Genomic DNA, 24,024 nt, shown 5'->3' with positions numbered 1-24,024 from the left:
CGACAAAAGATGACCCGCGCCGAGGCGGTCTTTCTGGAGCGCTTCCAGCAGTTGCTCATGACGGCGGACGTGGCGGGAAGGCTTCAGCGTTTACTCAGCCCCAAGGTCCGACATTCAATCCTTGCTGAATTTGGGTATGGCCATACGGCTACCCGCCTTGACTTCGCGCAACGCCCGACAAAAATGATCGAAGGCCATCTTAAATTGCCTGAACAGATGAGCGGGCACTTCAAGTTAGCGGTCATGGATGCCAATTGCCTGGGCGCGCCCCGCTGCAGGCAAGCGTTGAGCGTTTAAGGCCCGCCTATGAGTCAGCACTCATGAAGTGGGTCGGCCAGTTGGGCCATCAGCCCGGCGGCCTGTTGCGCGAGGGTGCGCTCACTGCAATTTTGCCCATGCTGAACAGCCTACCCACAGGGCTGAGCCCGAAGGTTGATAACAGTCAGCGTCGGCTTATCACAAAGACCAGCGCCGATGCGGTCATACAAAGGATCGTCTGGAAGGCTGTTCGGCCGATCAACCCTAGCGCCATGCTCAAGTCCTTTGAGCGTATGTGGGCAAAGTGCGACATCACCCTCCACGCAGTTCACGCGACGCACTGGACCATTGCCCGTAAGCATTTGGCAGTCACAGCGCCGCGGCGGCGGGCAAGGCAATACGGGTGCGCCGCTCATTCAGGGCAAATACCGTCATCGCCAGCGCCGCAATCGCGCCGGGGATCGCAAAGACCATGAAATTCAGTTGCAGAGGCAGTTCGATCGCCATCAGCGCGCCGCCCAACAGCGGGCCGACAATCGCGCCATTGCGACCGATGCCGGACGCCCAGCCCAGGCCCGTGGCGCGAATCGACAAGCCGTAGAGCTGCGCAGCCCCCGCGTACAGCAGGATCTGCGTACCAATGGTGGTGGCACCCGCGACGAAGATCAGCAGGTACAGGACCGGCATCGGGCTGTTGATGCCCAGCAGGCTGATCGAGACCATGGCCGCGGCGAAGAAGCAGATCACCACTTTCACCAGGTTCAGGCGGTCGCCCAACCGGCCGCCGAGCAGCGCCCCGGCCATGCCGCCCAGGTTCAGCGCGATCAGGAACGACAGGCTCGACCCCAGGCTGTAACCGGCACCGGCCATCAGCTTGGGCAGCCACGAACTCAATGCGTAGACCATCAGCAGGCAGCAGAAAAACGCGACCCAGATCATCGCCGTACGCACCGCCAGGCCATGCCGGAACAGCTCCACCACCGAGGCGCCTGTACCTTTGCTGTCGGCGATCACCAGCGCATCGTCGACCTCGATCCTGGTGCCTGGCGACAACCGATTAAGCAGCGCGCGAGCCTTGTCTTGCCGGCCCTGGCGGATCAGGAAGCCGATGGATTCAGGCAGCCCGTACACAATGAGTGGCAACAGCAGCAGCGGAATCACCGCCACAAAAAACATCGACTGCCAACCATAGGCCGGCAGCATGAAAATCCCAACGCTGGCGGCGAGCATGCCGCCCAGGGAGTAGCCGCTGAACATGAAGGCCATCAAGGTGCTGCGGAATTTCTTCGGCGCGTATTCGTTGATCAGCGCCGCCGCGTTGGGCATCAACCCGCCGCAGCCGAGCCCGGCGATAAAACGGCAGAGACCGAACTCGGTTGGGCTGCTGGCAACACCATTGACCACGGTGGCCAGACTGAACAGGGTGAAACAGAACACGATGCCTTTCTTGCGCCCGAAACGGTCCGCCAGGGTGCCGAAAATCAGCGCACCGAACATCATGCCGAACAGCGCATAGCTGCCCAGCGCGCCAGCCTGCAACGGCGTCAGCCCCCACTCGCGCATGATTGACGGCAGGACTACGCCGTAGATAAACAAGTCGTAGCCGTCAAAGATCAACAGCAAGGCACACAGGCTCACAATCAACCCGTGGAAGCGGTTGAACGGGGCATTATCGATAATCGAATGGACATCATGGCTACGCATGGCAGTGCTCTCTTTATTGTTGTTGTGAGTCAGTGTCAGCTGCTGGAAAACGCCTTAGCCGAGGTCGCCGCCGCCCACCGGCAAGGTCACGCCGGTGATATAGGAGGCCTCGTCGCACGCCAGGAACAGAATCGCGCCAGCTTGTTCGTCGATGCTGCCGTAGCGTTTCATCGGGCTGCTGTCGAGGGTCTGGTCGACGATCTGCTGGTACCACACCCGCTCCTGCTCGCTCTGCGGCTGGCTGTTGCGCGGAATGCGCCGTGGTGGCGCCTCGGTGCCGCCGGGCGCGGTGGCGTTGACGCGAATCCCGCTGCCGGCAGTCTCCAGGGCCAGGCAGGCCGTCAAGGCATTCACGCCGCCCTTGGCCGCGCCATACGGCACGCGATTGACCCCACGCGTCGCCACGGAAGACACGTTGACGATGGCGCCTGCGCCCTGCTCCAGCATGTAGGGCAGCACGCAATGGCAGCACCACAACGTAGGGAACAGCGAGCGGCGCACTTCGGCCTCGATTTCAGCCTCGGCGTAATGCTCGAAAGGCTTGGCCCAGAGAGTCCCGCCGACGTTATTGACCAGCACGTCGATGCGCCCGAAACGCGCCGTGGCGGCGGCCATCACCCGCGCGCACTCGCTGTAGTGTTCCAGGTCGGCGGTCAGCAGCAGCGCTCGCTCATGCGGCAATTCATGCACCAGCTCGGAGCGATCCACCGCGACCAGCCAGGCGCCCTCCTCCAGCAAACGCTCGGCGACACGCCGGCCGATCCCTTGGGCGGCGCCGGTGACCAGCGCGACCTTGTTGTTAAACCGTTGAGTCATGCGGCAGTCCTCAGGCGGCATCGCACGTGGCGATGGCGTTAGCGGTGAATTTCTCGTAATGGAAGCTGGCCGGGGTCACGCCCTGCTGCTTGAAGTGCTCGCGCACCGCATCGACCATCGGCGGCGGGCCGCACAGGTACACGTCGACATCGCCGCCATTAAGGGCTTCGTCGGCCATGTGCTGGGTCACATAGCCCTGGCGCGGGTGAGTGGTGTGCGGATCCGCCACGCAGGTCACCAGGTTGAAGTCGGGCAAACGCGCGGTAATCGCCTGCAACGCCTCGACCATCACCAGGTCCTGGTCCCGCGTTACGCCATAGATCAACCGGATCGGCCGGGTCTCCTGGCGCTGCGCGAGCACTTCAAGCATCGACAGGAACGGCGCCAGGCCGGTACCACCGGCCAGTAACAGCAGCGGCCGCGCCACCTCACGCAGGTAGAAACTGCCCAGTGGGCCAGTGATCGCCACGCTGTCGCCCGGCCGGGCGCGCTCGAGCCAACTGCTCATCAACCCGCCGGGCACGTGTTTGATCAGGAAGCTGGCGCGCGTGTCGCCCGGGCGACTGCTGAAGGAGTAAGCGCGTGTCTGCCCACTGTCGGGCACGCTGATATTCACGTACTGGCCGGGCAGGAATACCGGCGCCTGGTCCAGCGCGAAACTCACCTCCAGCGCGGCATCGGCATGTCGGGTGATGCCGGCCAGCGTCGCGGCAAAGTGCGTGGTGCCAGTCTTGCAGGCGCTGGACGGCACCGGCACGGCGATCACGCAGTCGGACTGCGGCACCATCTGGCAGGTCAGTACCTGGCGCGCCTGCGCTTCGTCGGCGCTCAGGGCATCGTCGATATAGTCGTCGCCCAAGTCGTAGGTGCCGGTTTCACAGCGGCATTTGCAGGTGCCGCAGACACCGTCCGAGCAGTCCATGGGCAGGTTGATGCGTTGGCGGAAGGCGGCATCGAGCACCTTTTCCCCCACCTTGCAGTCGATGAAGCGGGTCACCCCATCCTCGAAGTTCAGGGCAATGGCATACGTCATGGCGGTGTCCTCAGATGTGGTAGATGTCGATGACCTGGTGGATGTAGTCGTTTTTCAGCACCACCTTCTTGCGCGTGATCAGCGGCTGTTCGGCACCGATGTCGAGGCGATAGAAGGAGGTACCGAAATAACTGTCGGTGGTTTTGTAGCGATGGCTGAGGGTGTGCCAGTTGAAACGCAGGTCCACCTGCGCGCCGTCGGCGGCCAGCACTTCGAGGTTGCACAGCATGTGCACAGTGCGCGGCTCGGGCGTGCTGGCGCTGGAGCGCTCGGTCTTGATGCGGAAGATGCGGTCTTCCAGGCCGTCACGGTTGGGGTAGTAGATCAGCGAGATTTCGCGCTGCGGGTCTTCGGTGAGGGTGTCGTGATCGTCCCAGGCGGGCATCCAGAACTCGGCCTTGGGCGAATAGCAGGCCAGCCAGCCATCCCATTGGCGGTCGTCGAGCAGGCGCGCTTCACGGTAGAGAAAATCCAGCAGGTGGTCACGGGCAAGGCTCATGGCTGCACCTCGCGGTCGCTGGCAATCAGCCCTTGCTGCTGGCGCTCGATCGCACGCTGCAGGCTTTGGGCCCAGTGCGCATGCTGGCGCACAAACAAGCCCTCGTCCTCGGTCTTGACCCCGCTGAGCTGCGGTTGCATGCCCATGGCCAAGGCATTGTCGTCCGCGCCTTCGACCCACTGCCTGGCGCCACGGCTCAAGTCATTCCACAGGGTGCTCGCGCCCTGGTAACCGGTCTGGCAGGCGCGGAATTCCTCAAGGTCGTCCGGGGTGCCCATGCCGCTGACGTTGAAGAAGTCTTCGTACTGGCGAATCCGCGTGGCGCGCTCCTGGGCGCTTTCGCCGATGGGCGCCATGCAATAGATGGTCACTTCGGTTTTATCCACGGCGAGGGGGCGCACCACGCGGATCTGGGTCGAGAACTGGTCCATCAGGTACACATTGGGGTAGAGGCAGAGGTTGCGGGTCTGGTCGACGATAAAGTCGGCGCGCGCCTGGCCCAGGCGTTCGGCCAAGGCCTCGCGGTGAGCGTGCACCGGGCGCACTTCGGGGTTGAGCAGGCGCGTCCACAGCAGGATATGCCCGTGGTCGAAGGCGTAGACGCCGCCCAGGCTTTTCGACCAGCCATTGGCGTCGACGGTGCGCGTGCCTTCGGCTTCGTAGTTGCGCCGACCCATGGTCGCCGAGTAGTTCCAGTGCACGGAGCTGACGTGGTAACCGTCGGCGCCGTTTTCGATTTGCAGCTTCCAGTTGCCGTCATAGACATAGGATGAGCTGCCGCGCAGCACCTCCAGGCCCAAAGGCGCCTGGTCGACCATCTGGTCGATGATCACGCGGGTTTCGCCCAGATAATCGCAGAGTTCGGGCACCGCATCGCTGAGGCTGCCGAACAGGAAACCGCGGTAGTTTTCAAAGCGCGCCAGGCGCTTGAGGTCATGGGAGCCGTCGCAGTCGAAGCTGTCCGGGTAGGCGCCGGTCTTCGCGTCCTTTACCTTGAGCAGCTTGCCGGCGTTGCTGAACGTCCAGCCATGGAAGGGGCAAGTGAATGAGCCCTTGTTGCCTTGTTTACGCCGGCACAACATGGCGCCGCGATGCGCGCAGGCGTTGACCAGGCCATGCAGCACGGCGTGTTTGTCACGGGTGATGACCACCGGCTGGCGGCCGATCCAGGTGGTGAAGTAATCGTTGATCTGCGGCACCTGGCTTTCATGGGCCAGGTAGATCCAGCCGCCTTCGAAGAGGTGTTTCATCTCCAGGGCAAACAGGTCGGGGTCGGTAAAGATGTCGCGGCGGCAGCGGAACACCCCAGTGGCGGGGTCTTCCTGTACGGACTCGCGCAATTGGCAGGCGAGTCGGTCGAGTGTACTGATCATGGGGCGGGCCCTCCGTTGTTCTTGTATCAGGCGCCCTCACCGTACGTGTTCGCCCTGCGCGTCAATATCCGCTGCCTGCACATCGCTATCCGCCAGGCGCACGTCGCTTAACGATGGCGTTTCCAGGTCTGCGACGGCAGTTCGCCGAAGCGTTTGCGATAGGCCTCGGAAAACCGCCCCAAGTGCATGAAGCCATGATCCAAAGCCACCTCGGTCACGCTGCGCGTGCTGCTCAGTTGCAAGCGTGCGTGCACCCGTTCGAGCTTGCAGCGGCGTACATACTCGCGCGGCGACAACCCCACCTGGCGCGCAAACAGGCTGTACAGCGAACGTTCGCTGACGTTGGCCACGGCCATCAACTGCTCGACGCTGATGTCATCGCCCAGGTGCTGCTGGATAAATTCGCGCACCGCTTCAAACCCACCACCATGAGCAGCCTGGGGGATCACCCGCGATACATTACTGCCCAGCAATGCCAGCAGCTTGTTGGCCACGATGCGTTCGTACAGGCCCTGCGTGTGGGGCTCGGCAGCGTTTTCCGCCTCATGGCAGATCAGCCCGAGCAACGGCAGGAAGCCGCCCATTTCACTGAGCGCGTGGCGCGCCGTCGCGAAGCGGATGCCCACCTGCGGCAGGCTCCAGTGCTGCTCCAGGCAGGCGTTTTCCAGCAGGCGCACCGGCAGTTTGATGATGAATTTCTCGCAGTCGGCGGAATAGGTCAGGTCGACCGGGTCGTCCGGGTTGATCAGCAGGATTTCCCCCGGCCCGAACACGTCATCCTCGCCACGCGAGCTGGAGCGGCAATGCCCGCGCAACAGGATCTGCAGGTGATAGATGGTCTCCAGCGCCACCGATGTGACCCGTACCGGTGCGCCGTAGCTGATGCGGCACAGGTCCAGGCTGGCGAAGGTGCGATGGCTGATACTCGCCCGGGGCCGGCCCTTGGGAGGCAGGCGAATGCAGTGGCTGCCCACGTGCTGGTTGACGTAGTCCGACACCGCGTAGGCATCGGCGCCCCGGAAAATCTGGCTGCGCTCACTCAATAGCACGGTCATGGTTGCGACTCTTTTATCGTTATTGGGCTCAGGCTGACGCCTGGGTACGGGGGCGTCCAATATGGAAAAAGTCTGAAGGGATACCCTGGAGGTATTGTCAGGCGTTCTGCGCCAGGCTTTCAGCGGCGCATCGGGGCGCACAGGGCTTGAGGTGAGCATGGCGTGCTAAAACTTTGAAACAATACCCTTGGCCGGATTGGGCGGGGACCTAGCGATACCCCCGCGCCTGAACATCGAACAACTCGGCATAGCGCCCACCCGCCGCCATCAACTGGTGATGGCTGCCCTCCTCAAGGATTCGCCCGCCGTCCAGCACGATGATGTGGTCGGCATTGCGCACGCTGGAGAATCGATGGGAAATCAACAACGTCATGCGACCCTTGGCGTGTTCGCGAAAGTGCTCGAACACCGCCGCCTCGGCGCCGGCGTCCAGCGCGGCCGTCGGCTCGTCAAGAATCAGCAGATCCGCCTCCTGGCGCATATACGCGCGTGACAAGGCGACTTTCTGCCATTGCCCACCCGACAACTCCTGGCCGCCGAGCCAGCGCCCTAACGGTGTGCCGTAGGCCTTGCTCAGGCGTTCGATGAACTCGGCGGCCACCCCCTGGGTGGCGGCCGTGCGCCAGCGCGCCTCGTCGTTCAGCGCATCGACGTCACCCACGCCAAGGTTCTCGCCGACGGTCATCTGGTAGCGGATGTAATCCTGGAAAATCACCCCAATGCGCTGGCGCAGTGTCTGTTCATCCCAGTCTTGCAAGTCGCTGCCATCCAGCAAAATGCGCCCCTCGTGTGGGATATACAGGCGCGTGAGCAGTTTGATCAGGCTGGTTTTGCCCGAGCCATTCTCGCCCACCAGGGCCAGGCTTTGCCCCGGCGCCAAGTGCAGGTTGATGTCCGTCAATGCCGGCCGCTCAGCGCCGGGGTAACTGAACCCCACGTGCTCGCAGCGCAGACCGTCGCCGGGACGCGCGCCCTGGGTAAGCCGGCCACTCGGCACGACCACGGGGGTTAGCAGGTACTCATAAAGGTCCGACAGAAACAGACTGTCGTCATACAGGCCGGCAATCGCGCTGAGGCTGGCGGTGATCGCGCTTTGCCCCTGCTTGAACAGCACGATGTACATGGTCATCTGTCCCAGGCTGGTCTGGCCGCGCACGGTGTCCAGCACCACCCAGGCGTAAGCCACATAAAACGCCGCGGTGCCCAGCAGGCCCAGGGCAAAGCCCCAGGCATCGCGACGCACCGTCAACTGGCGGTCCTCGCTGTACAAGCGCCGGGCGTTGTCGCGGTAGCGCTGGAGGAACAGCGGCGCCAGGCCGAACAGCTTGACCTCTTTGGCATGGGTCTCGTGGGACAGCAGCGATTCCAGGTAATTCTGCTGACGGGTCTCGGGCGCGCGCCGGTGAAACAGGCGAAATGCATTGCCCGAGAAATGCGTCTCGGCGAAGAACACCGGTAAGGCGCCGATCACCAGAATCACCAGCGCCCACGGCGAAAAGTGCACTAACAGCACGGCAAAGCTGATCAGCGCGATCAGGTTCTGCACCAACCCCAGGCCCTTGGTGACCAGGCTCAGCGGCCGTGTCGACGCGCCCTGGCGCACGCGCACCAGCTTGTCGTGAAACTCGGCGTCTTCAAATTGCAGGAGTGAGAGGGTCTGGGCTTTCTCCAGAATCATCAGGTTGACCTTCACCCCCAACTGTACCCGCAGCAACGATTGCTGCATTGACAATGCACGCTGGGCGGCGGCCAGCAGCGCCAACACGCCCGCCTCGGCCAGCACGTACTGCATCACTGGCCACACGGGCGCCTGGCTGCCGGCTGCATGAATCTGCATCGCGTGCACCACGCCATCGACAATACGCTGGCCGACCCAGGCAGCCAGCGCAGGCAACAGACCGGCAATGATGGTGGCCAACAGCAAGCCTATAAATAAGGGACGCGACGTCCCCCACACCAACTTCAGTGCCCTGCGCGCCTGGCTGGAAAACGCGCTCAATCGATTGAACAGCACCATGAATGGCATGGACTCCGTGTGGGGGCTGGGGTGAGACGGGTGGATTATGGCAGGCGATGGTGTTGCGCACATCCAACGGCGCGCGCGACGCCGAAGCGCCCAGCTAGTTGCGCCTGCCCACCGCCTTGTAACGCCCGTGGAGAGGATTGCTGAGGGTAGGACACTTCGGGCGCTTCAGGCTTCTTTGATCACGCGCATAGTGGCGGCGTTAGGCGGGTAAATGGAGACTAACGCCATTTTTTCGCCTGACGGTACCGCTCTAGAGCCCCGTCACAATGTTCTCGGCGATGCGGGCAGCCTCTAAGCCGCCAGCGTCGGTCAAGCCCCGCCGACGCTCAACCGCTCCCACAAAAAGCGGTAGACCAACGCTTTCATGTACGCACTCTGCGCATTATCCGCCGCCCCCCCATGGCCGCCTTCGATGTTCTCGTAATAGGTGACGTCCTGGTTGGCCGCGATCATCCTGGCCGCCAGCTTGCGGGCGTGGGCCGGGTGTACGCGGTCATCACGGGTCGAGGTGGTGAACAACACTGGCGGGTAGGTCTGCGCCGGGTCGAACAGGTGGTAAGGCGAAAACGTCTGGATGTAGGCCCACTCTTCGGGTACGTCCGGGTTGCCGTATTCTTCCATCCACGAAGCCCCGGCCAGTAAGTGGTGATAGCGCTGCATATCGAGCAACGGCACCTGCACGACTACGGCGCCTAACAGTTCAGGGTACTGGGTCAGCATGTTGCCGACCAACAGGCCGCCATTGCTGCCACCTTGCACGCCCAAGTGCCGGGGCGCGGTGACTTTTCGGCTGATCAGGTCTTGCGCCACTGCGGCAAAATCTTCGTAGGCACGCGCGCGATTGTGCTTGAGTGCGGCCTGGTGCCAGCGCGGCCCGTATTCGCCACCGCCGCGAATGTTGGCGACGGCATACACCCCGCCTTTGGCAAGCCAGGCGCGGCCCAGCCCGCCGGAATATTCCGGGCACAGCGAATACTCGAAACCGCCGTAGCCATACAGCAAGGTTGGCGCACTGCCGTCGTACTGCAACCCTTGCTCATGCACCAGGAAATACGGCACACGGGTGCCATCCCTCGACACTGCAAAATGCTGCTGCACCACATGGCGACTTGCATCGAAGAACGCCGGCATGGCTTTCAGCGCATGCGGTTCAGCGCCGATTTCAGCCAGTGAAAGCGTGACCGGCGTGAGGTAGTCCCGGGTGACCAGCCAGACCGCGTCACTGTCATCGCTGTCGACCGCACTCACGTCCACCGTCGCCATCGGCGGCGCGCCGATAAATGCACTGCGCGTCCATCCTTCATTGCTGGGCGTCAACACGCTGAGACGATTCCTGACGTCATCCAGAATGTTCAGCACCAAGTGATTGCGCGTCCAGTCCATGTCCGCCAGCGAGGTGCTGTCAGACGGCGCAAACAACACATCGAAATCGCGCCCGCCGGCCATGAACTGTTCAAACTTGATCGCCAATAACGAGCCGGCGACATAGCCATCACCCACTGGCCAGTCGTCACGTAATTTCAGCAGCAGCCAGTCTTTGTGCACTGACTTTTCGGCTGAGTCAGGCGCGTCGATTTTGCGCAGTTTGCCGTCGTCGGCCCGCAGGTATAGCTCATCGTTGTAGAACGCCAGCGTACGGCTGACAAAATCACGCGCGTAGCCCGGCGTACTGTCGTGCATCGCCGCAATATACATATCGTCGTGCTGGCCTTCGTACACAACAGTGGCCGCGCTCAACGGCGTTCCGCGCTGCCACTGTTTGACGATGCGCGGGTAGCCCGAGCGCGTCATGCTGGCCGCACCGAAATCAGTGAACACATACACGCTGTCCTGGTCGATCCAGCCCATTCCGCCCTTGGATTCCGGCAGTTGGAAGCCGTCTTCAACCCAGGTTTTGCCGACCAGATCAAATTCGCGCGTGACGCTGGCATCCGCCCCGCCACGGGACAGTTCAATCAGGCAGCGCTGATAGGTCGATTGCGAATGGCCCGGTCGCAGGCAGTTGGCGCCATGCCATACCCAGTTCTCGCCCTCAAGGGTGTTCAACGCATCGATGTCCAGCACAGTTTCCCAGGCGGGTTGGACCTTGCGGTACTCCTCCAGCGTGGTGCGACGCCACAGTCCACGTGGGTGGGCGGCGTCAATCCAGAAGTTGTAATAGTGCGTGCCGATTTTTTCCACGAAAGGGATATTGCTGTCGCTATCGAGCACCGCCAGAAGCTCGGCTTGCAGCGCCTTGAAGCTGTCCGATTGCGCGAGGCGTGTAGCGGTCTTCTGGTTTTGCGCCCGTACCCAGTCCAGCGCCCTGGCACTGTCGACCTCTTCAAGCCATTGGTACGGATCGTGGAAGGTGGTGGGTTCTGTTGGGAGGTTTGACATGATCGAATCCTGTCGAAAGCGGTACTGAAAAATTACCCGTGAGCGTTCACGGTTTGCCCTTGCGGCGCGTAGAAGTCGGCCATGTAATCGACAAACGCCCTGACGTTGGGCGCCAGATACCGTGATTGCGGATAGAGCGCGAAGTAATGCCGTTGGCCCAGCGAATAGTTGGGCAGAATGGAGACGAGTTGCCCTTGCGCAAAATTAGCGCGCACGGTGGCCTGGGTAAAACACGCAATGCCGGCGCCGGCCAGTGCAGCGGCGTGCAAGGCGCTGAGGGTGTTGGTGTTGAACTGCCCCGTTGGCGTGACCTTGACCGGCGCACCACGCGGCGGGCACAGCTCCCAGTCGGATGAGGCGCCGATAAACGCCAGCAAGCGATGGCCGTCGAGTTCCTGGGCCGTGCGTGGCAAACCGTGGCTGTTTACATAGGCGGGCGACGCCACCAGGACCAACTTTGAAACCGTCAGGGTGCGTGCGACCAGCGTGGTGTCAGCCAGTCCACTGGCGATACGGATAGCCACGTCGAACCCTTCGGCGACCAGGTCGACGAACTGATCGTCGCAGCACAGCTCAAGTTCGATATCGGGGTAGCGCTTCTGGAAACCCGGCAGCCAGTGCGGCAAGTCCAGCGTGCCGACCACCAGCGGCACGCTGACCCGCAACAGGCCTTTGGGTTGCTGGTGCCCCTGCGCCATGGCCAGGGCGGCCGCATCAAGGCGATCGAGAATATCGACGCACGCTGCGAAGTAGTGCTCACCGGGGCTGGTCAGGCTGAAACGCCGGGTGTTGCGGTTGATCAACTGAACGCCCAGCGCCACTTCCAGTTGCTGCAATTGCCGGGAAATCGTCGAGTGGGTGGTGTCGAGCCGCTCTGCCGCCGCAGAGAAGCCCTTGGCCTCGACGATGCACCGAAAGGCGCGCATGGCAGATAACTGGTTCATGAAGCGAGTGTGACTCCAGGCGAGCAGTCCGGTGGATCAGTGCACGGGCAAGGCGACGATTTGCGCAGTGCTCAGCACCGAACCGAAGGTGTCTTCGATTTCCGCCAGCGCCGCATTGTGCAACGCGTCCTTGGACACCGAATCCCCATTGGCGCGAGTGATTGCGCGGGTGGCAGTGGCATCGGATGCTACCACAACGTCGTAGCCCAACGGCACCGCGTCACGCGCAGCACCGGCGACACAGGCGTGGGTCATCAGCCCGGAAATGATCAGCGTCTTGATTCCGGCTTGCTTCAACTGGGCGTCGATATCGCTGCTGGCGAACACACTCACGGTGGTTTTTTGAATGACTTTGTCCTGTGCACGCGGCTGCATCAACGGGTGGAAGTTCACCGTTTTACCGCCCTTGGCAAACACCGCTGCGCCCTCCGCAGCCAAGTGCTGCACGTGGATCACCGGAATATGTTGCTTGTCGGCAAACGCAATCAAGCGCTGGGTGTTGGCCAGCGCTGTCATGCCATCCGGGATCGGCATGCGGCCCGTGAAGTATTCGTTCTGGAAGTCGATCACCAGCAACGCGGTGGTTTTCGGGTCCAACTGGTCGGTCGGCTTGGCACCGAACATGGCACGGATGGTCGGCTGCGCATTGGCCAGGGCGTCGGCGGCGACGGCAGATTGTCCGAGGCTCATCAGCAGGCCAAGGCCGGCGATGACGGATTTAAGCACGTGCGGCACGCTGACAGCGTTTGCGGCGCGCAGGGTCGTTTGAGCAGCAGTGATGGCATGGGACATGAGCGGGTTTCCTTAAGCAGTCGTCGGGTTGACGAGGCCAGCTTAAGCAGGCCCTGCTGTTTGATCCACGCACATAAGCAAACAATACCTGTGCTGTTTATGCACAGATGCGAAGTCACGCGAACGTTTACTCAAGCGCGCCCAGCCCCGTCACCCGTGCATCAACTACCGTGCGGACCTTGGGCTACGCTTGACGACCTTTAACCCAGGCCACAACGCCACGGGCTGATGCGCCCGTCAAACCCGCCATAGGCGATGCACCGACGCGGCTCAAGGTCGCGCCCAGCGGTGAGCTGCAGTGGCGAGCCAAGGCGGGTTCGGTTGGGCCCCGTGCTGTGCGCAGGGCTGCTGGCAACGCAGCCGGCGCATTACATGTTCGGCATGCTGGTGCTGTTTATCATCGGCGGTGGACGCCTGTATTGACTGGGCGTTTCGATTTCGGCTGCGGTCACCGTCAACGCGTCGGAATAAGCGCGTTGGGATGGATCAATGGGTCGAGCGGTTTGAATGCCATTGGCCGGCACAGCACGACGATGGCCGTGTTCCTTGCACGCTGCGCAATAGACCTTTGTCATCAAGCCCATTGATAGCTGCCTAACGAAACCCGCATCCTAGAGGGCTAATCTCGCGCTTATATCATTCCGAATGATAGTTACCTTTGCTTCATTCGATTCGTGACATAGCACCTCGCCGCGCATGATCCGCCCATCTCAAATACATTGGCGGATGCACTCCATGGAACAGTCACTCAAACATTTGCGCTTCCCCCTGGCGATTTTGGCCGTGGTGGTCATGAGCGCGTGCGGCAAAACTCCGGAACAAGCGGCCGCCATGCCCCCTGCGAAAATCAGCGTGGCCAAGGTGCTCGAACAACCGGTCAACGAGTGGGATGAATTCACCGGTCGCCTGGAAGCGCCGGAAACCGTGCAGATTCGTCCGCGGGTGTCCGGCCAGATCGACCAGGTTGCTTTCATCGAGGGCGCCCTGGTGAAGAAAGGCGACTTGCTGTTCCAGATCGACCCGCGTCCGTTCCAGGCTGAAGTGCGCCGTCTCGAAGCCCAGCTTGCCCAAACCAAAGCCGCCGCGACCCGTAGCGATAATGAAGCGCAACGGGGCGAACGCCTGCGTCAGAGCAACGCGATTTCCGCCGAACTGGCCGACTCGCGCACCACCGCTGCCCAGGAAGCCCGCGCGGCTGTCGCCGGGATTCAGGCGCAGTTGGACCTCGCCAAGCTGAACCTGAGTTTCACCCGCGTAACCGCGCCGATCAGCGGCCGCGTCAGCCGTGCCGAAATCACCGCCGGCAACCTGGTGACCGCCGACACCACGCCGCTGACCAGCGTCGTGTCCACCGACAAGGTCTACGCCTACTTCGACGCCGACGAGCGCGTGTACCTCAAGTACACCGAACTGGCCCGCGAAGGCCGCCGTGGCGCGACCACACCAGTGTACCTGGGCCTGTCGAATGAAACCGGCAACCCGCACCTGGGCCAGATGAACTTCGTCGACAACCAAGTCAACCCGGCCACCGGCACCATCCGTGGCCGCGCCGTGTTCGATAACAGCAAGGGCGAATACACCCCTGGCCTGTATGCCCGCTTGAAGCTGGTCGGCAGCGGGACCTACTCCGCGGTGTTGATCAATGACGAAGCGGTCGGCACCGACCTGGGCAAGAAGTTCGTGCTGGTGATGGACGGCGACAAACCGGCTTATCGCTCGGTGGAACTGGGGCCGAAGATCGAAGGCCTGCGCATCGTGCGCAGCGGTTTGAACAAGGACGACACCATCGTCGTGAAGGGCCTGCAGCGCATTCGCCCGGGTTCGCCGGTTGCACCGGAAACGATCCCGATGGCCAGCAAGGAAACCCTCGCCGCCTTGGCACAACAACGACAAGCGCTTGAAGCCAGCAACCTGGAGCAAGTGGCGCCGAATAAAGCCGCGCCCAAGCTCGCAGCCGTCGCGACTCCACGCGGTTAAGGGATACAACTCAAGATGAATTTTTCCAAGTTCTTCATTTCACGGCCGATCTTCGCAGCGGTGCTGTCGCTGTTGATCCTGATCGCGGGTGCAATCTCGCTGTTCCAACTGCCGATCAGCGAATACCCGGAAGTCGTGCCGCCGACCGTCGTGGTCCGCGCCAACTTCCCGGGTGCCAACCCCAAAGTCATCGGTGAAACCGTGGCCGCGCCCCTGGAGCAAGCCATCACCGGCGTCGAGAACATGCTGTACATGTCCTCGCAGTCCACCGCCGACGGCAAGCTGACCCTGACCATCACCTTCGCCCTGGGCACCGACCTGGACAACGCGCAGGTGCAGGTGCAAAACCGAGTGACGCGGACTCAGCCGAAACTGCCTGAGGAAGTCACGCGCATCGGCATCACCGTGGACAAGGCCTCCCCCGACCTGACCATGGTGGTGCACTTGACCTCACCGGATCAGCGTTACGACATGCTCTACCTGTCCAACTACGCCTTGCTCAATGTGAAGGATGAGCTGGCACGCCTGGGCGGCGTGGGTGATGTGCAGCTGTTCGGCATGGGCGACTACTCCCTGCGTGTATGGCTGGACCCGAACAAGACCGCGTCGCGCAACCTGACCGCCACTGATGTAGTCAATGCGATCCGCGAGCAAAACCGCCAAGTGGCCGCCGGTGCCCTCGGTGCGCAGCCTGCGCCGAATGCCACCAGCTTCCAGTTGTCGGTGAACACTCAGGGCCGTCTGGTGACGGAGGAAGAGTTCGAGAACATCATTATTCGCGCAGGCGATAACGGTGAAATCACCCGCCTGAAGGACATCGCACGGGTCGAGCTGGGTTCGAGCCAATATGCCCTGCGTTCGTTGCTCAACAACCAGCCGGCGGTGGCGATCCCGATCTTCCAGCGCCCGGGCTCCAACGCCATCGAGATCTCCAACGAAGTGCGCGGCAAGATGGAAGAGCTGAAAAAGAACTTCCCGCAAGGGATGGACTACAGCATCGTCTATGACCCGACCATCTTCGTGCGTGGCTCCATCGAAGCGGTGGTGCACACCCTGTTCGAAGCACTGATCCTGGTGGTGCTGGTGGTGATTCTGTTCCTGCAAACCTGGCGCGCCTCGATCATTCCGTTGGTGGCGGTGCCGGTATCGTTGATCGGTACGTTTGCGGTGATGCACCTGTTTGGCTTCTCGCTTAACGCACTGTCGCTGTTCGGCCTGGTACTGGCGATCGGTATCGTGGTGGACGACGCCATCGTGGTGGTGGAGAACGTCGAGCGTAATATCGAGTTGGGGCTGCAACCCTTCCAGGCCACTGAAAAGGCCATGAGCGAAGTGACCGGCCCGATCATCGCCACGGCGTTGGTGCTGTGTGCGGTGTTCATTCCGGCGGCCTTTATCAGCGGCTTGACCGGGCAGTTCTATAAGCAGTTCGCGTTGACCATCGCGATCTCGACGGTGATTTCCGCCTTCAACTCGCTGACCTTGTCCCCTGCCCTCGCCGCCGTGTTGTTGCGCGGTCATGATGCGCCGAAGGATCGCTTCTCCAAGGTGCTCGACAAGATCTTCGGCGGCTGGTTGTTCCGTCCCTTCAACCGCTTCTTCGTCAAGGCCAGCCATGGCTACGTCGGCACCGTACGCCGGGTTATTCGTGGCAGCGGTATCGCCTTGTTCCTGTATGCCGGGTTGATGGTGCTGACCTGGTTCGGTTTTGCCCACACCCCCACCGGCTTCGTACCGGCCCAGGACAAGCAATACCTGGTGGCCTTCGCGCAATTGCCGGACGCTGCGAGCCTGGACCGCACTGAAGAGGTGATCAAGCGCATGTCCGACATTGCGCTGAAGCAACCGGGTGTCGAAGCCGCAGTAGCGTTCCCGGGCCTGTCGATCAACGGGTTCACCAACAGCCCGAACAGCGGCATCGTGTTCGTGACCTTGAAGCCGTTCGACGAACGTAAAGACCCGAGCATGTCGGCCGGTGCGATTGCCGGTGCACTGAACGGCAAGTACAGCAGCATCGAAGAAGCCTACATGGCAATCTTCCCACCGCCGCCGGTACAGGGCCTGGGCACGATTGGCGGGTTCCGCCTGCAGATCGAAGACCGTGGCAACCTGGGGTATGACGAGCTGTACAAAGAAGTGCAGAACATCATCACCAAGAGCCGTACCACGCCGGAGTTGTTCGGCCTGTTCACCAGCTACACGGTCAACGTGCCCCAGGTCGATGCCGCCATCGACCGCGAAAAGGCCAAGACCCACGGCGTGGCGGTCAGCGACATCTTCGACACCCTGCAGATCTACCTGGGTTCGTTGTATGCCAACGACTTCAACCGCTTCGGCCGGACCTATCAAGTCAACGTGCAGGCTGAGCAGCAGTTCCGCCAGGATGAAGACCAGATCGGCCAGTTGAAAGTGCGCAACAACAAAGGCGAGATGATCCCGCTGGCGACCTTCATCAAGGTCAGCGACACCTCGGGGCCGGACCGTGTGATGCACTACAACGGCTTTATCACCGCCGAAATCAACGGCAACGCCGCACCGGGCTACAGCTCCGGCCAGGCCCAGGCGGCGATTGAAAAGCTGCTGAAAGAGGAACTGCCCAACGGCATGACCTACGAGTGGACCGACCTGACTTATCAGCAAATCCTCTCGGGCAACACTGCACTGTTCGTGTTCCCGCTCTGCGTACTGCTGGCGTTCCTGGTACTCGCGGCCCAATACGAAAGCTGGAGCCTGCCGCTGGCGGTCATCCTGATCGTACCGATGACGCTGCTGTCGGCCATTACCGGGGTGATCATCTCCGGCGGCGACAACAACATCTTTACCCAGATCGGCTTGATCGTACTGGTGGGCCTGGCGTGCAAGAACGCGATTCTGATCGTCGAGTTCGCCAAGGATAAACAGGCCGAGGGGCTCGATCCGCTCGCTGCGGTACTGGAAGCCTGCCGCCTGCGTCTGCGGCCGATCCTGATGACCTCGTTCGCCTTCATCATGGGTGTGGTGCCACTGGTGTTGTCCAGCGGTGCCGGTGCCGAGATGCGTCATGCCATGGGCGTGGCGGTGTTCTCCGGGATGATCGGGGTGACCTTCTTCGGCCTGTTGCTGACGCCAGTGTTCTACGTATTGATCCGTCGCTATGTGGAGCGCAGCGAAGCGCGCAAAGCGGCCAAGGCCTTGAAGCTGGAGACACAGCAATGAGCGTGAAAGTATTCCTGCCGAGCCTGCTGGTAGTGGCGCTGAGCGCCTGTGCCGTAGGCCCGGACTACAAAACCGAGAAGCTTGCGGCTGCCAATATCACGGCCGCCGCCGACACCAAAAGCTATGACCATGCCCAGTACGAAGGCATCTGGTGGCAGCAGTTCGAGGACCCTACTCTCAACCAACTGGTGACCCAGTCGCTGAGCGGTAACCGCGACCTGCGTGTAGCGTTCGCCCGTCTGCGAGCCGCCCGCGCGATTCGCGATGACGCGGCCAACGACATCATGCCGGTGGTGACCAGCCGTGCCAGCAGCGACGTGGGCAAAGGCCAGATTCCCGGCCAGACCACCAAACGGGTCAACAGCGAACGCTACGACCTGGGCCTGGACATGGCCTGGGAAGTCGACTTGTTCGGCCGCATCCGCCGCAACCTCGAAGCCAGCGACGCTGACCAACAGGTGGCGGAAGCCGACCTGTACCAACTGCAAGTCACCATGATTGCCGAATTGGTAGACGCTTACGGGCAACTGCGCGGCGCCCAGCTGCGCGAACGTATCGCCTTGGACAACCTGAAGAACCAGCAGGAATCGCGCACCATCACCGTCAGCCTGCGTGATGCCGGCGTCGGCGACCAGCTCGACGTGGAACGCGCCGATGCGCGCCTGGCGGCGGTTGAAGCCAGCGTGCCGCAACTGCAAGCCGAGCAAGTGCGCGAGCGTAACCGCATCGCCACCCTCCTCGGCCAGCGCCCCGACAAGCTGAGCGTGGACCTGAGCCCGAAAGACCTGCCGGCGATTGCCAAGGCGTTGCCAATCGGTGACCCGGGGCAACTGCTGCAACGTCGCCCGGACATTCTCAGTGCCGAACGCAAACTGGCCGCCGCCACCGCCCGTATCGGCGTAGCCAAGGCGGACCTGTTCCCACGGGTCAGCCTCAGCGGCTTCCTCGGCTTTACCGCCGGGCGCGGTTCGCAGATCGGCTCGGCGGCGGCAAATGCCTGGTCCCTCGGCCCGAGCATTACCTGGGCAGCGTTTGACCTGGGCAGCGTGCGTGCGCGTTTGCGCGGCGCGAATGCCGAGGCCGATGGCGCCCTGGCGACGTATGAGCAGCACGTGTTGCTGGCATTGGAAGAATCGGAAAATGCCTTCAGTGATTACGGCAAACGCCAGCAGCGCCTGGTCTCGCTGATTCGTCAAAGTGAATCCAGCCGCGCCGCCGCCGACCTTGCCGCGATCCGCTATCGCGAAGGCACCGTGGACTTCCTGGTGTTGCTCGACGCGCAACGTGAGCGCCTGGCGGCGGAAGACTCACAGGCCCAGGCCGAAGTGGATTTGTATCGCGGGATTGTCGCGATCTACAAAGCCCTCGGTGGCGGCTGGCAGCCGGACACCGTCGTCGCCAGCAGCCAGTGAGGTAAAGAGCTCCTTTGGTTGGTCGCATCCAGCCAATTTTTTAGCCCTGCGGTCCATTCGGTCGCGGGGCTTTTTTTTGATGTTTGCAATGACCCTCACGGATTGACGGGAGTAAATCACTGACAACCGATGGGAGTGGACTATGCAGTCGTGGGCTGAGACGCCTTAGCCCAGTGAGGAAGAGGAAGCGACTCTCCGATCCACAGGCAGAGACGGTGATGCAAGGACATCACTTGTTCTTCACCACTGGAAACCCATTCCTCGCCGATGACAGCACTCCAGCACGCCTCTAGCATTGGTCGATGGTGCGTGCAAAACAGTGAAAAATCATTTGAACGATCTATTAGTATTCGCAAATATTCCATGCAGTTCCACGCCATTACGCTACGACGCTCTTCGCCCTCGTCACCCAGCAGCAACTGACGCAACCGTTCCTTGTTCTCAACGGTGTAAAGCGCTGAATCGTGACGACGCACTATCTCCAGAAGTGGATTCGGCGCGCTTTGCATTCGGCACAGGCTCATGCCACTGGCGGTTGTAAATAGCGCCAACGCTTCGTCCACCGCTGCACCCACTGTTATATCACTGACGCTCTGAACAAGCTGAGGGAGTGGCGCTTCGCTCCGGTACCGCACGCACTGGTAATACAACTGCGCCCTGTCCACGCAGCGCTGCGCGACACACTCGAGGATGCGCAGCTCGGCACTGCGTAATTCAGAGTCAGCAACGCTGGAATGCGTGGTGAACAGGTCCAACATCCGACTGCATATCTGAAGGCTGCTCGCTGCATTTACCAACGCAGCACCTCGCTGTGGTGCAACCAGTTTTTCAAGAAAATGGATGATTGCTAGAGCGTGTTCCTGAGTCTTGTTGTGTTGCGCTTTGAATGTCTGCCCTTTGAGTTCTCTATTGCAAATTGCATACTGATCAAGGGTCATGTTCAAAAAGCGCGAGGCACAAATGTCCAGAGTCGTTTGGCCTCTGAACGCGGCCGCTCGTAGCGCTTCATCCGGCAACGCATCACGATGACTCATGGACCACTGCGTTATTACATCCATAAGTTCACGTTGGGTGAAGCAAGGCACGTGCGTTACCAGGCTCATTTCGTAGTCGATCTGCTCGGACTCTTGAAAGTTGCGCAAGCCTTGCAATTTCTCGATCAGTTGACGCAAGCGATGGAGCGCTGCACTTTCCAGCCCGTATCCGGATGCTTCAAAGACCGCCTGGTGCAGCGCAGAGGCTTCTGTTTTGCTATCAGGCCCTAAAGAAAGTGCGAGCGCCATCTTGCCTTTGCCCAACAGCCTCTGCTCGACAATTTTTGCGCACGCTGGCACTTCGCGCCTGAGCAGCGTCTGAAGAATAATCGCCTCCCATTTAAGCTCGCCGTCACCGTGACGCACTGCAACATCACGAAGGCCCCCAACTCACGTGCAATGGCACGCACCTTGCGCGGGTTGTCGGGAAACCACTGCGCCGTATTGGTCCTGGCCTGCTCAGGAATGAAGTCGCAACACTCTGCCAAGGCACGTTCGCTCAGATGCTTACACTGGTGCGCAGATAGCGGTTCCAGTTCAAATGCAAGGTCGACAATCTTGTCAAGGAATGGCTGGCGAGAAGAAGAAAACGCGGTGGAATACTCCTTGAGCGAACACGTAATGATCTCTTTGTCGAACGCCAGCACAAATGCAAAATCCGGCCAGTCGAGATAATCACGCAAGGTCATCAGCGTGCTTGGCAGAATAGCCGGATCGGCTCGATCAAGATCGTCGATAAAAACAATGACTCGGGCGCCACGCTTGGCCAGGACCTCACGCAGACCTTCAAGCTCCTCCAGGGTCAGCTTCAACCGGTCCATCATGGTAGTTGCGACAGTTGCCACGAACGCTGCGCCCATGGAGATAGTCGTGGCGATATCGCCGTCCATCTTGCCCACTACCTGACCGGTTGCGCTGGTGACTGCCGCGGCACTCGACGAAACAGCTGCAAGCTTTCGCCTGCGCTCCGCGGGCCCGTACGGCTTGAGCCCCATGCGTTTTATTTCGACGCTCATCTTGTTACAGAGAGTGCTTATAAAACTGTCAACATCTGCCGCGCGCCCTGCAGATACATGGACGACCACGTCCTCATTGGCCATCGCAATGTTGTGCAGAAAGTTCAACACGCTGGTCTTTCCTGCCCCCCACTCGCCGTACAAACCGATGCGCGTGGAAAACCCGGCAGGCGCTGTCTTGATAGCCCGGTACATCGACTGCGCTACCGGCCAACGGTCGAGATAATCCTCTGACCTAAGCAATCTGGCAGCGTCATGGCCCGGTTGCGAATTCGCAAACTCAACACCCTGTACACGCGTTGATTCCTCTATTTCAGTGACGAGCGTTGGCTCCTCTCTTTCAACCTTTACGCGCGGCTTTTTCCACTTCCTGAGTGTCGATAACATTTACTACTCCTTCCTTGGCACGGTCTTTCGCGTTGAAACGTGCCACTCGCGGCTCTGAAACATCTTCGTTTTAAAGCCCGCCGTCACTTTCCTACGGCATCCTCGTTAAGAATCAAACTCCGATAATGCCCCGGATTAGACCCCGACCATTTCCGAAACGCCTTATAAAACGAGCTGGCATCGGCAAAGCCCAACCGCGCGGCAATCTCGGCAAAACTGATGTGCGGCTCGGCCAGCCAGACAATCGCCAGTTCCTTGCGCACGCTGTCTTTTAGGCCCTGATAGGTCTGGCCCTCATCCGCCAGGCGACGCCGCAGGGTTGACGCCGAGATACACAAGTTGGCCGCCAGGCCCTCGGTTTCCGGCCAGGTATCGGCGGGCATCTGGCGCAGGTCGTGCTTGATGCGCGTAGCCAGGCTATCCGGATCACGGTACTTGACCAGTATGTTGGCCGGCGCGTGTGCGAGAAAACGCTTGAGTTCTTCCGGGCTGCGCTTGATCGGCAGGTCCAGGCAGTCGGCAGAAAAGATCATGCGCGTGCGCGGCCGATCAAACCGCAGGTTGTCGGAGAACATCACACGATAATCGTCACAGAAGTCGGGCTGCGGGCAACGCAGTTCAATGGCCAGGATCGGAATGCGTCGCCCCGCCAGCCAGCAGGCGACGCCGTGGACGATCATCCAATAAGTGAAATAGGTAAACGCACGCTGGGGCGTCAACTCGGGCTCCAGCAGCACAATCTCTGCCAGGCTTTGCTGGCGCACCAGCTCGGCGGGCATCTGCTCAAGCATCAGGGATAGAAACCCCAGGCCGGTTTCCAGGCTCGCGCCCAGGTTGGGCTGCGCCATCGCGGCGCGGCACAGGAACGCGAGGCTGCCGGACTTGAGCTTGCGCGGGTCCATACCAAAAAACTCATCATCCATGCGCCGCGCCAGCAAGCGCCACAAGCGCGCATACGCCGTGGCCGGCACCCGAGCGTCGGGCTGCTGCAGCCATGCCGGGGCGATCCCGACCTTGCTCAACACTTCAACCGTGGCCGCACCGGGGGCGCAACTTTGCAGCAAGGCCTCACGGACCAGATGGATGGAGATGGTGTCTTTTTCCGCCATGGGAGTTGGGCTATTCAACGCTACAAAAGAGGATGAGCATCATAAGGGCGGTTGCGATTCGCCACCACCGTTCAGCCGCAGTTCAGCAAAGGTCAATATTCACTGTTTAGTAATGAGTATCATTATGTTACAAATTAGCATCTTCAACAGTCTTGATACGGTGCCGAATGCTCGTTCCCTTTTTAATCATGCTGCGCGAAGGTATTGAAGCTGCGTTGGTCGTTGGCATCATCGCCAGCTACCTGCAACAAACCGGCCGCGGCCAGTGGATGCCCGCCGTGTGGATCGGCGTATTCCTCGCCGCCGCCCTCGCCTTGCTGGTAGGCGGTGGCCTGGAGCTGGTCAGCGCTGAATTCCCGCAAAAACAGCAGGAACTGTTCGAAGGTGTCGTAGGCCTGGTGGCCGTGGGCATCCTCAGCTCCATGGTGTTCTGGATGCGCAAAGTCGCGCGCTCCATCAAGCATTCCCTGCACGAATCCCTGGACCACGCGCTCGCCGGCTCCCGGCATCAGGTAATTGCGCTGATCGCCATGGTGTTTTTCGCCGTGGCGCGCGAAGGCCTGGAGACAGTGTTCTTCCTGCTGGCGGTGTTCCAGCAGAGCGAAGGCCCGGGCGCGCCGATTGGCGCCCTGCTCGGCCTGATCCTGGCGATCATCGTCGGGTTCCTGATCTACAGCGGCAGCATGCGCCTGAACCTTGGCGCTTTTTTCCGCTGGACCGGCCTGTTCATCCTGGTGGTAGCCGCCGGCATCCTGGCTAATTCGGTGCAAGCCCTGCACGAAGCCGGCGTGTGGAACCACCTGCAAACCGTGCTGTTCGACTTCAGTACCGCACTGCCGATGGACAGCCCGCTGGGCTCAGTCCTGGCCGGTATGTTCGGGTACCAGGAGGCGCCGACGGTCAGCACCCTGGGTGCCTATCTGATTTATCTGGTGGTGGCGCTGGTGATGTTCTTCCTGCCCTCGGCGCCCGCCAGGCCTGTCACCAAACCCTCTTCCGTTTCCAGCCAGTAAGG

General features: G+C 61.2%; 17 protein-coding genes and 1 pseudogene. 5 read left to right on the top strand and 13 right to left on the bottom strand.

The genetic code is table 11. From position 1 onward, the window contains the following. Positions 1–153: 153 nt before the first annotated feature. A pseudogene (locus A7D21_RS19145) lies at positions 154–494 on the top strand (TetR/AcrR family transcriptional regulator); the annotation flags it as partial. 133 nt (positions 495–627) lie between these two features. On the opposite strand, the gene A7D21_RS19140 reads toward A7D21_RS19145, so the two are convergent. From A7D21_RS19140 to A7D21_RS19095, 10 genes are all read right to left on the bottom strand, one after another. Further along, positions 628–1,962, bottom strand: coding sequence for an aromatic acid/H+ symport family MFS transporter (locus tag A7D21_RS19140; RefSeq protein WP_069552380.1), 1,335 nt, complete (start codon positions 1,960–1,962; stop codon positions 628–630). Positions 1,963–2,016: 54 nt separating this feature from the next. Further along, positions 2,017–2,778, bottom strand: a complete 762-nt coding sequence (locus A7D21_RS19135) for a 1,6-dihydroxycyclohexa-2,4-diene-1-carboxylate dehydrogenase (RefSeq protein ID WP_069552379.1) — start codon at positions 2,776–2,778, stop codon at positions 2,017–2,019. A gap of 10 nt (positions 2,779–2,788) precedes the next feature. After that, complete coding sequence (gene benC / locus A7D21_RS19130) at positions 2,789–3,811, bottom strand: benzoate 1,2-dioxygenase electron transfer component BenC (protein WP_069552378.1); 1,023 nt, start codon at positions 3,809–3,811, stop codon at positions 2,789–2,791. A gap of 10 nt (positions 3,812–3,821) precedes the next feature. Then, positions 3,822–4,310, bottom strand: coding sequence for a benzoate 1,2-dioxygenase small subunit (gene benB / locus A7D21_RS19125; protein WP_069552377.1), 489 nt, complete (start codon positions 4,308–4,310; stop codon positions 3,822–3,824). After that, positions 4,307–5,683, bottom strand: a complete 1,377-nt coding sequence (locus A7D21_RS19120) for a Rieske 2Fe-2S domain-containing protein (protein ID WP_069552376.1) — start codon at positions 5,681–5,683, stop codon at positions 4,307–4,309. Before A7D21_RS19120 ends, benB begins: the two co-directional genes overlap by 4 nt. Before the next feature lie 107 nt (positions 5,684–5,790). Further along, positions 5,791–6,738, bottom strand: a complete 948-nt coding sequence (locus tag A7D21_RS19115; RefSeq protein ID WP_053256200.1) for an AraC family transcriptional regulator — start codon at positions 6,736–6,738, stop codon at positions 5,791–5,793. A 208-nt stretch (positions 6,739–6,946) separates the two neighbouring features. Continuing rightward, entirely contained in the window at positions 6,947–8,755 is a 1,809-nt protein-coding gene (locus A7D21_RS19110; protein ID WP_069552375.1) for an ABC transporter ATP-binding protein, read from the bottom strand. Between the two features lie 318 nt (positions 8,756–9,073). After that, positions 9,074–11,143 (bottom strand): prolyl oligopeptidase family protein, encoded by a 2,070-nt coding sequence (locus A7D21_RS19105; protein WP_069552374.1) that lies wholly within the window; start codon positions 11,141–11,143, stop codon positions 9,074–9,076. A gap of 32 nt (positions 11,144–11,175) precedes the next feature. Beyond that, positions 11,176–12,087 (bottom strand): LysR family transcriptional regulator, encoded by a 912-nt coding sequence (locus tag A7D21_RS19100; RefSeq protein ID WP_053256202.1) that lies wholly within the window; start codon positions 12,085–12,087, stop codon positions 11,176–11,178. 36 nt (positions 12,088–12,123) lie between these two features. Beyond that, positions 12,124–12,777: a cysteine hydrolase family protein gene (locus A7D21_RS19095; protein ID WP_069552395.1), complete on the bottom strand. Its 654-nt coding sequence runs from the start codon at positions 12,775–12,777 to the stop codon at positions 12,124–12,126. An 837-nt stretch (positions 12,778–13,614) separates the two neighbouring features. On the opposite strand from A7D21_RS19095, the gene mexE reads away from it, so the two are divergent. Genes mexE through A7D21_RS19080 form a run of 3 tightly spaced genes read left to right on the top strand, consistent with a single transcriptional unit; the run spans position 13,615 to position 19,463 of the window. Further along, the gene (gene mexE, locus A7D21_RS19090; protein ID WP_069552373.1) at positions 13,615–14,856 is read left to right on the top strand and encodes a multidrug efflux RND transporter periplasmic adaptor subunit MexE; all 1,242 of its coding nucleotides are present in this window, start codon (positions 13,615–13,617) and stop codon (positions 14,854–14,856) included. A 15-nt stretch (positions 14,857–14,871) separates the two neighbouring features. Then, positions 14,872–18,051 carry an efflux RND transporter permease subunit gene (locus tag A7D21_RS19085; RefSeq protein WP_053256204.1) on the top strand — a complete coding sequence of 1,060 codons (3,180 nt, stop codon included), beginning with the start codon at positions 14,872–14,874 and terminating at the stop codon, positions 18,049–18,051. Beyond that, positions 18,048–19,463, top strand: coding sequence for an efflux transporter outer membrane subunit (locus tag A7D21_RS19080; RefSeq protein WP_069552372.1), 1,416 nt, complete (start codon positions 18,048–18,050; stop codon positions 19,461–19,463). Before A7D21_RS19085 ends, A7D21_RS19080 begins: the two co-directional genes overlap by 4 nt. 140 nt (positions 19,464–19,603) lie before the next feature. Here the strand turns inward: A7D21_RS19080 and A7D21_RS19075 are convergent, their stop codons facing one another. From A7D21_RS19075 to A7D21_RS19065, 3 genes are all read right to left on the bottom strand, one after another. Continuing rightward, the gene (locus A7D21_RS19075; protein WP_141718244.1) at positions 19,604–20,761 is read right to left on the bottom strand and encodes a hypothetical protein; all 1,158 of its coding nucleotides are present in this window, start codon (positions 20,759–20,761) and stop codon (positions 19,604–19,606) included. After that, complete coding sequence (locus A7D21_RS35430) at positions 20,725–21,900, bottom strand: P-loop NTPase fold protein (protein ID WP_069552370.1); 1,176 nt, start codon at positions 21,898–21,900, stop codon at positions 20,725–20,727. Before A7D21_RS35430 ends, A7D21_RS19075 begins: the two co-directional genes overlap by 37 nt. Positions 21,901–21,983: 83 nt before the next feature. Next, positions 21,984–23,009, bottom strand: a complete 1,026-nt coding sequence (locus A7D21_RS19065) for an AraC family transcriptional regulator (RefSeq protein ID WP_069552369.1) — start codon at positions 23,007–23,009, stop codon at positions 21,984–21,986. A 167-nt stretch (positions 23,010–23,176) separates the two neighbouring features. On the opposite strand from A7D21_RS19065, the gene efeU reads away from it, so the two are divergent. Next, positions 23,177–24,022 (top strand): iron uptake transporter permease EfeU, encoded by an 846-nt coding sequence (gene efeU / locus A7D21_RS19060; RefSeq protein WP_069552368.1) that lies wholly within the window; start codon positions 23,177–23,179, stop codon positions 24,020–24,022. Positions 24,023–24,024: the final 2 nt, after the last annotated feature.

Origin of the sequence: Pseudomonas sp. AP19, from assembly GCF_001728855.1 — a bacterium.
Classification (GTDB): Bacteria; Pseudomonadota; Gammaproteobacteria; order Pseudomonadales; family Pseudomonadaceae; genus Aquipseudomonas; species Aquipseudomonas fluorescens.
Note: the sequence above shows the minus strand (reverse complement) of the source record. Positions and strands in the feature narration are given on the sequence as shown.

Bases quoted from the DNA above. Each gene is read 5' to 3' on its own strand.
- A7D21_RS19140 (WP_069552380.1), bottom strand. From the start codon at position 1,962: ATGCGTAGCCATGATGTCCATTCGATTATCGATAATGCCCCGTTCAAC.
- A7D21_RS19135 (WP_069552379.1), bottom strand. From the start codon at position 2,778: ATGACTCAACGGTTTAACAACAAGGTCGCGCTGGTCACCGGCGCCGCC.
- benC (WP_069552378.1), bottom strand. From the start codon at position 3,811: ATGACGTATGCCATTGCCCTGAACTTCGAGGATGGGGTGACCCGCTTC.
- benB (WP_069552377.1), bottom strand. From the start codon at position 4,310: ATGAGCCTTGCCCGTGACCACCTGCTGGATTTTCTCTACCGTGAAGCG.
- A7D21_RS19120 (WP_069552376.1), bottom strand. From the start codon at position 5,683: ATGATCAGTACACTCGACCGACTCGCCTGCCAATTGCGCGAGTCCGTA.
- A7D21_RS19115 (WP_053256200.1), bottom strand. From the start codon at position 6,738: ATGACCGTGCTATTGAGTGAGCGCAGCCAGATTTTCCGGGGCGCCGAT.
- A7D21_RS19110 (WP_069552375.1), bottom strand. From the start codon at position 8,755: ATGGTGCTGTTCAATCGATTGAGCGCGTTTTCCAGCCAGGCGCGCAGG.
- A7D21_RS19105 (WP_069552374.1), bottom strand. From the start codon at position 11,143: ATGTCAAACCTCCCAACAGAACCCACCACCTTCCACGATCCGTACCAA.
- A7D21_RS19100 (WP_053256202.1), bottom strand. From the start codon at position 12,087: ATGAACCAGTTATCTGCCATGCGCGCCTTTCGGTGCATCGTCGAGGCC.
- A7D21_RS19095 (WP_069552395.1), bottom strand. From the start codon at position 12,777: ATGAGCCTCGGACAATCTGCCGTCGCCGCCGACGCCCTGGCCAATGCG.
- mexE (WP_069552373.1), top strand. From the start codon at position 13,615: ATGGAACAGTCACTCAAACATTTGCGCTTCCCCCTGGCGATTTTGGCC.
- A7D21_RS19085 (WP_053256204.1), top strand. From the start codon at position 14,872: ATGAATTTTTCCAAGTTCTTCATTTCACGGCCGATCTTCGCAGCGGTG.
- A7D21_RS19080 (WP_069552372.1), top strand. From the start codon at position 18,048: ATGAGCGTGAAAGTATTCCTGCCGAGCCTGCTGGTAGTGGCGCTGAGC.
- A7D21_RS35430 (WP_069552370.1), bottom strand. From the start codon at position 21,900: ATGTTATCGACACTCAGGAAGTGGAAAAAGCCGCGCGTAAAGGTTGAA.
- A7D21_RS19065 (WP_069552369.1), bottom strand. From the start codon at position 23,009: ATGGCGGAAAAAGACACCATCTCCATCCATCTGGTCCGTGAGGCCTTG.
- efeU (WP_069552368.1), top strand. From the start codon at position 23,177: ATGCTCGTTCCCTTTTTAATCATGCTGCGCGAAGGTATTGAAGCTGCG.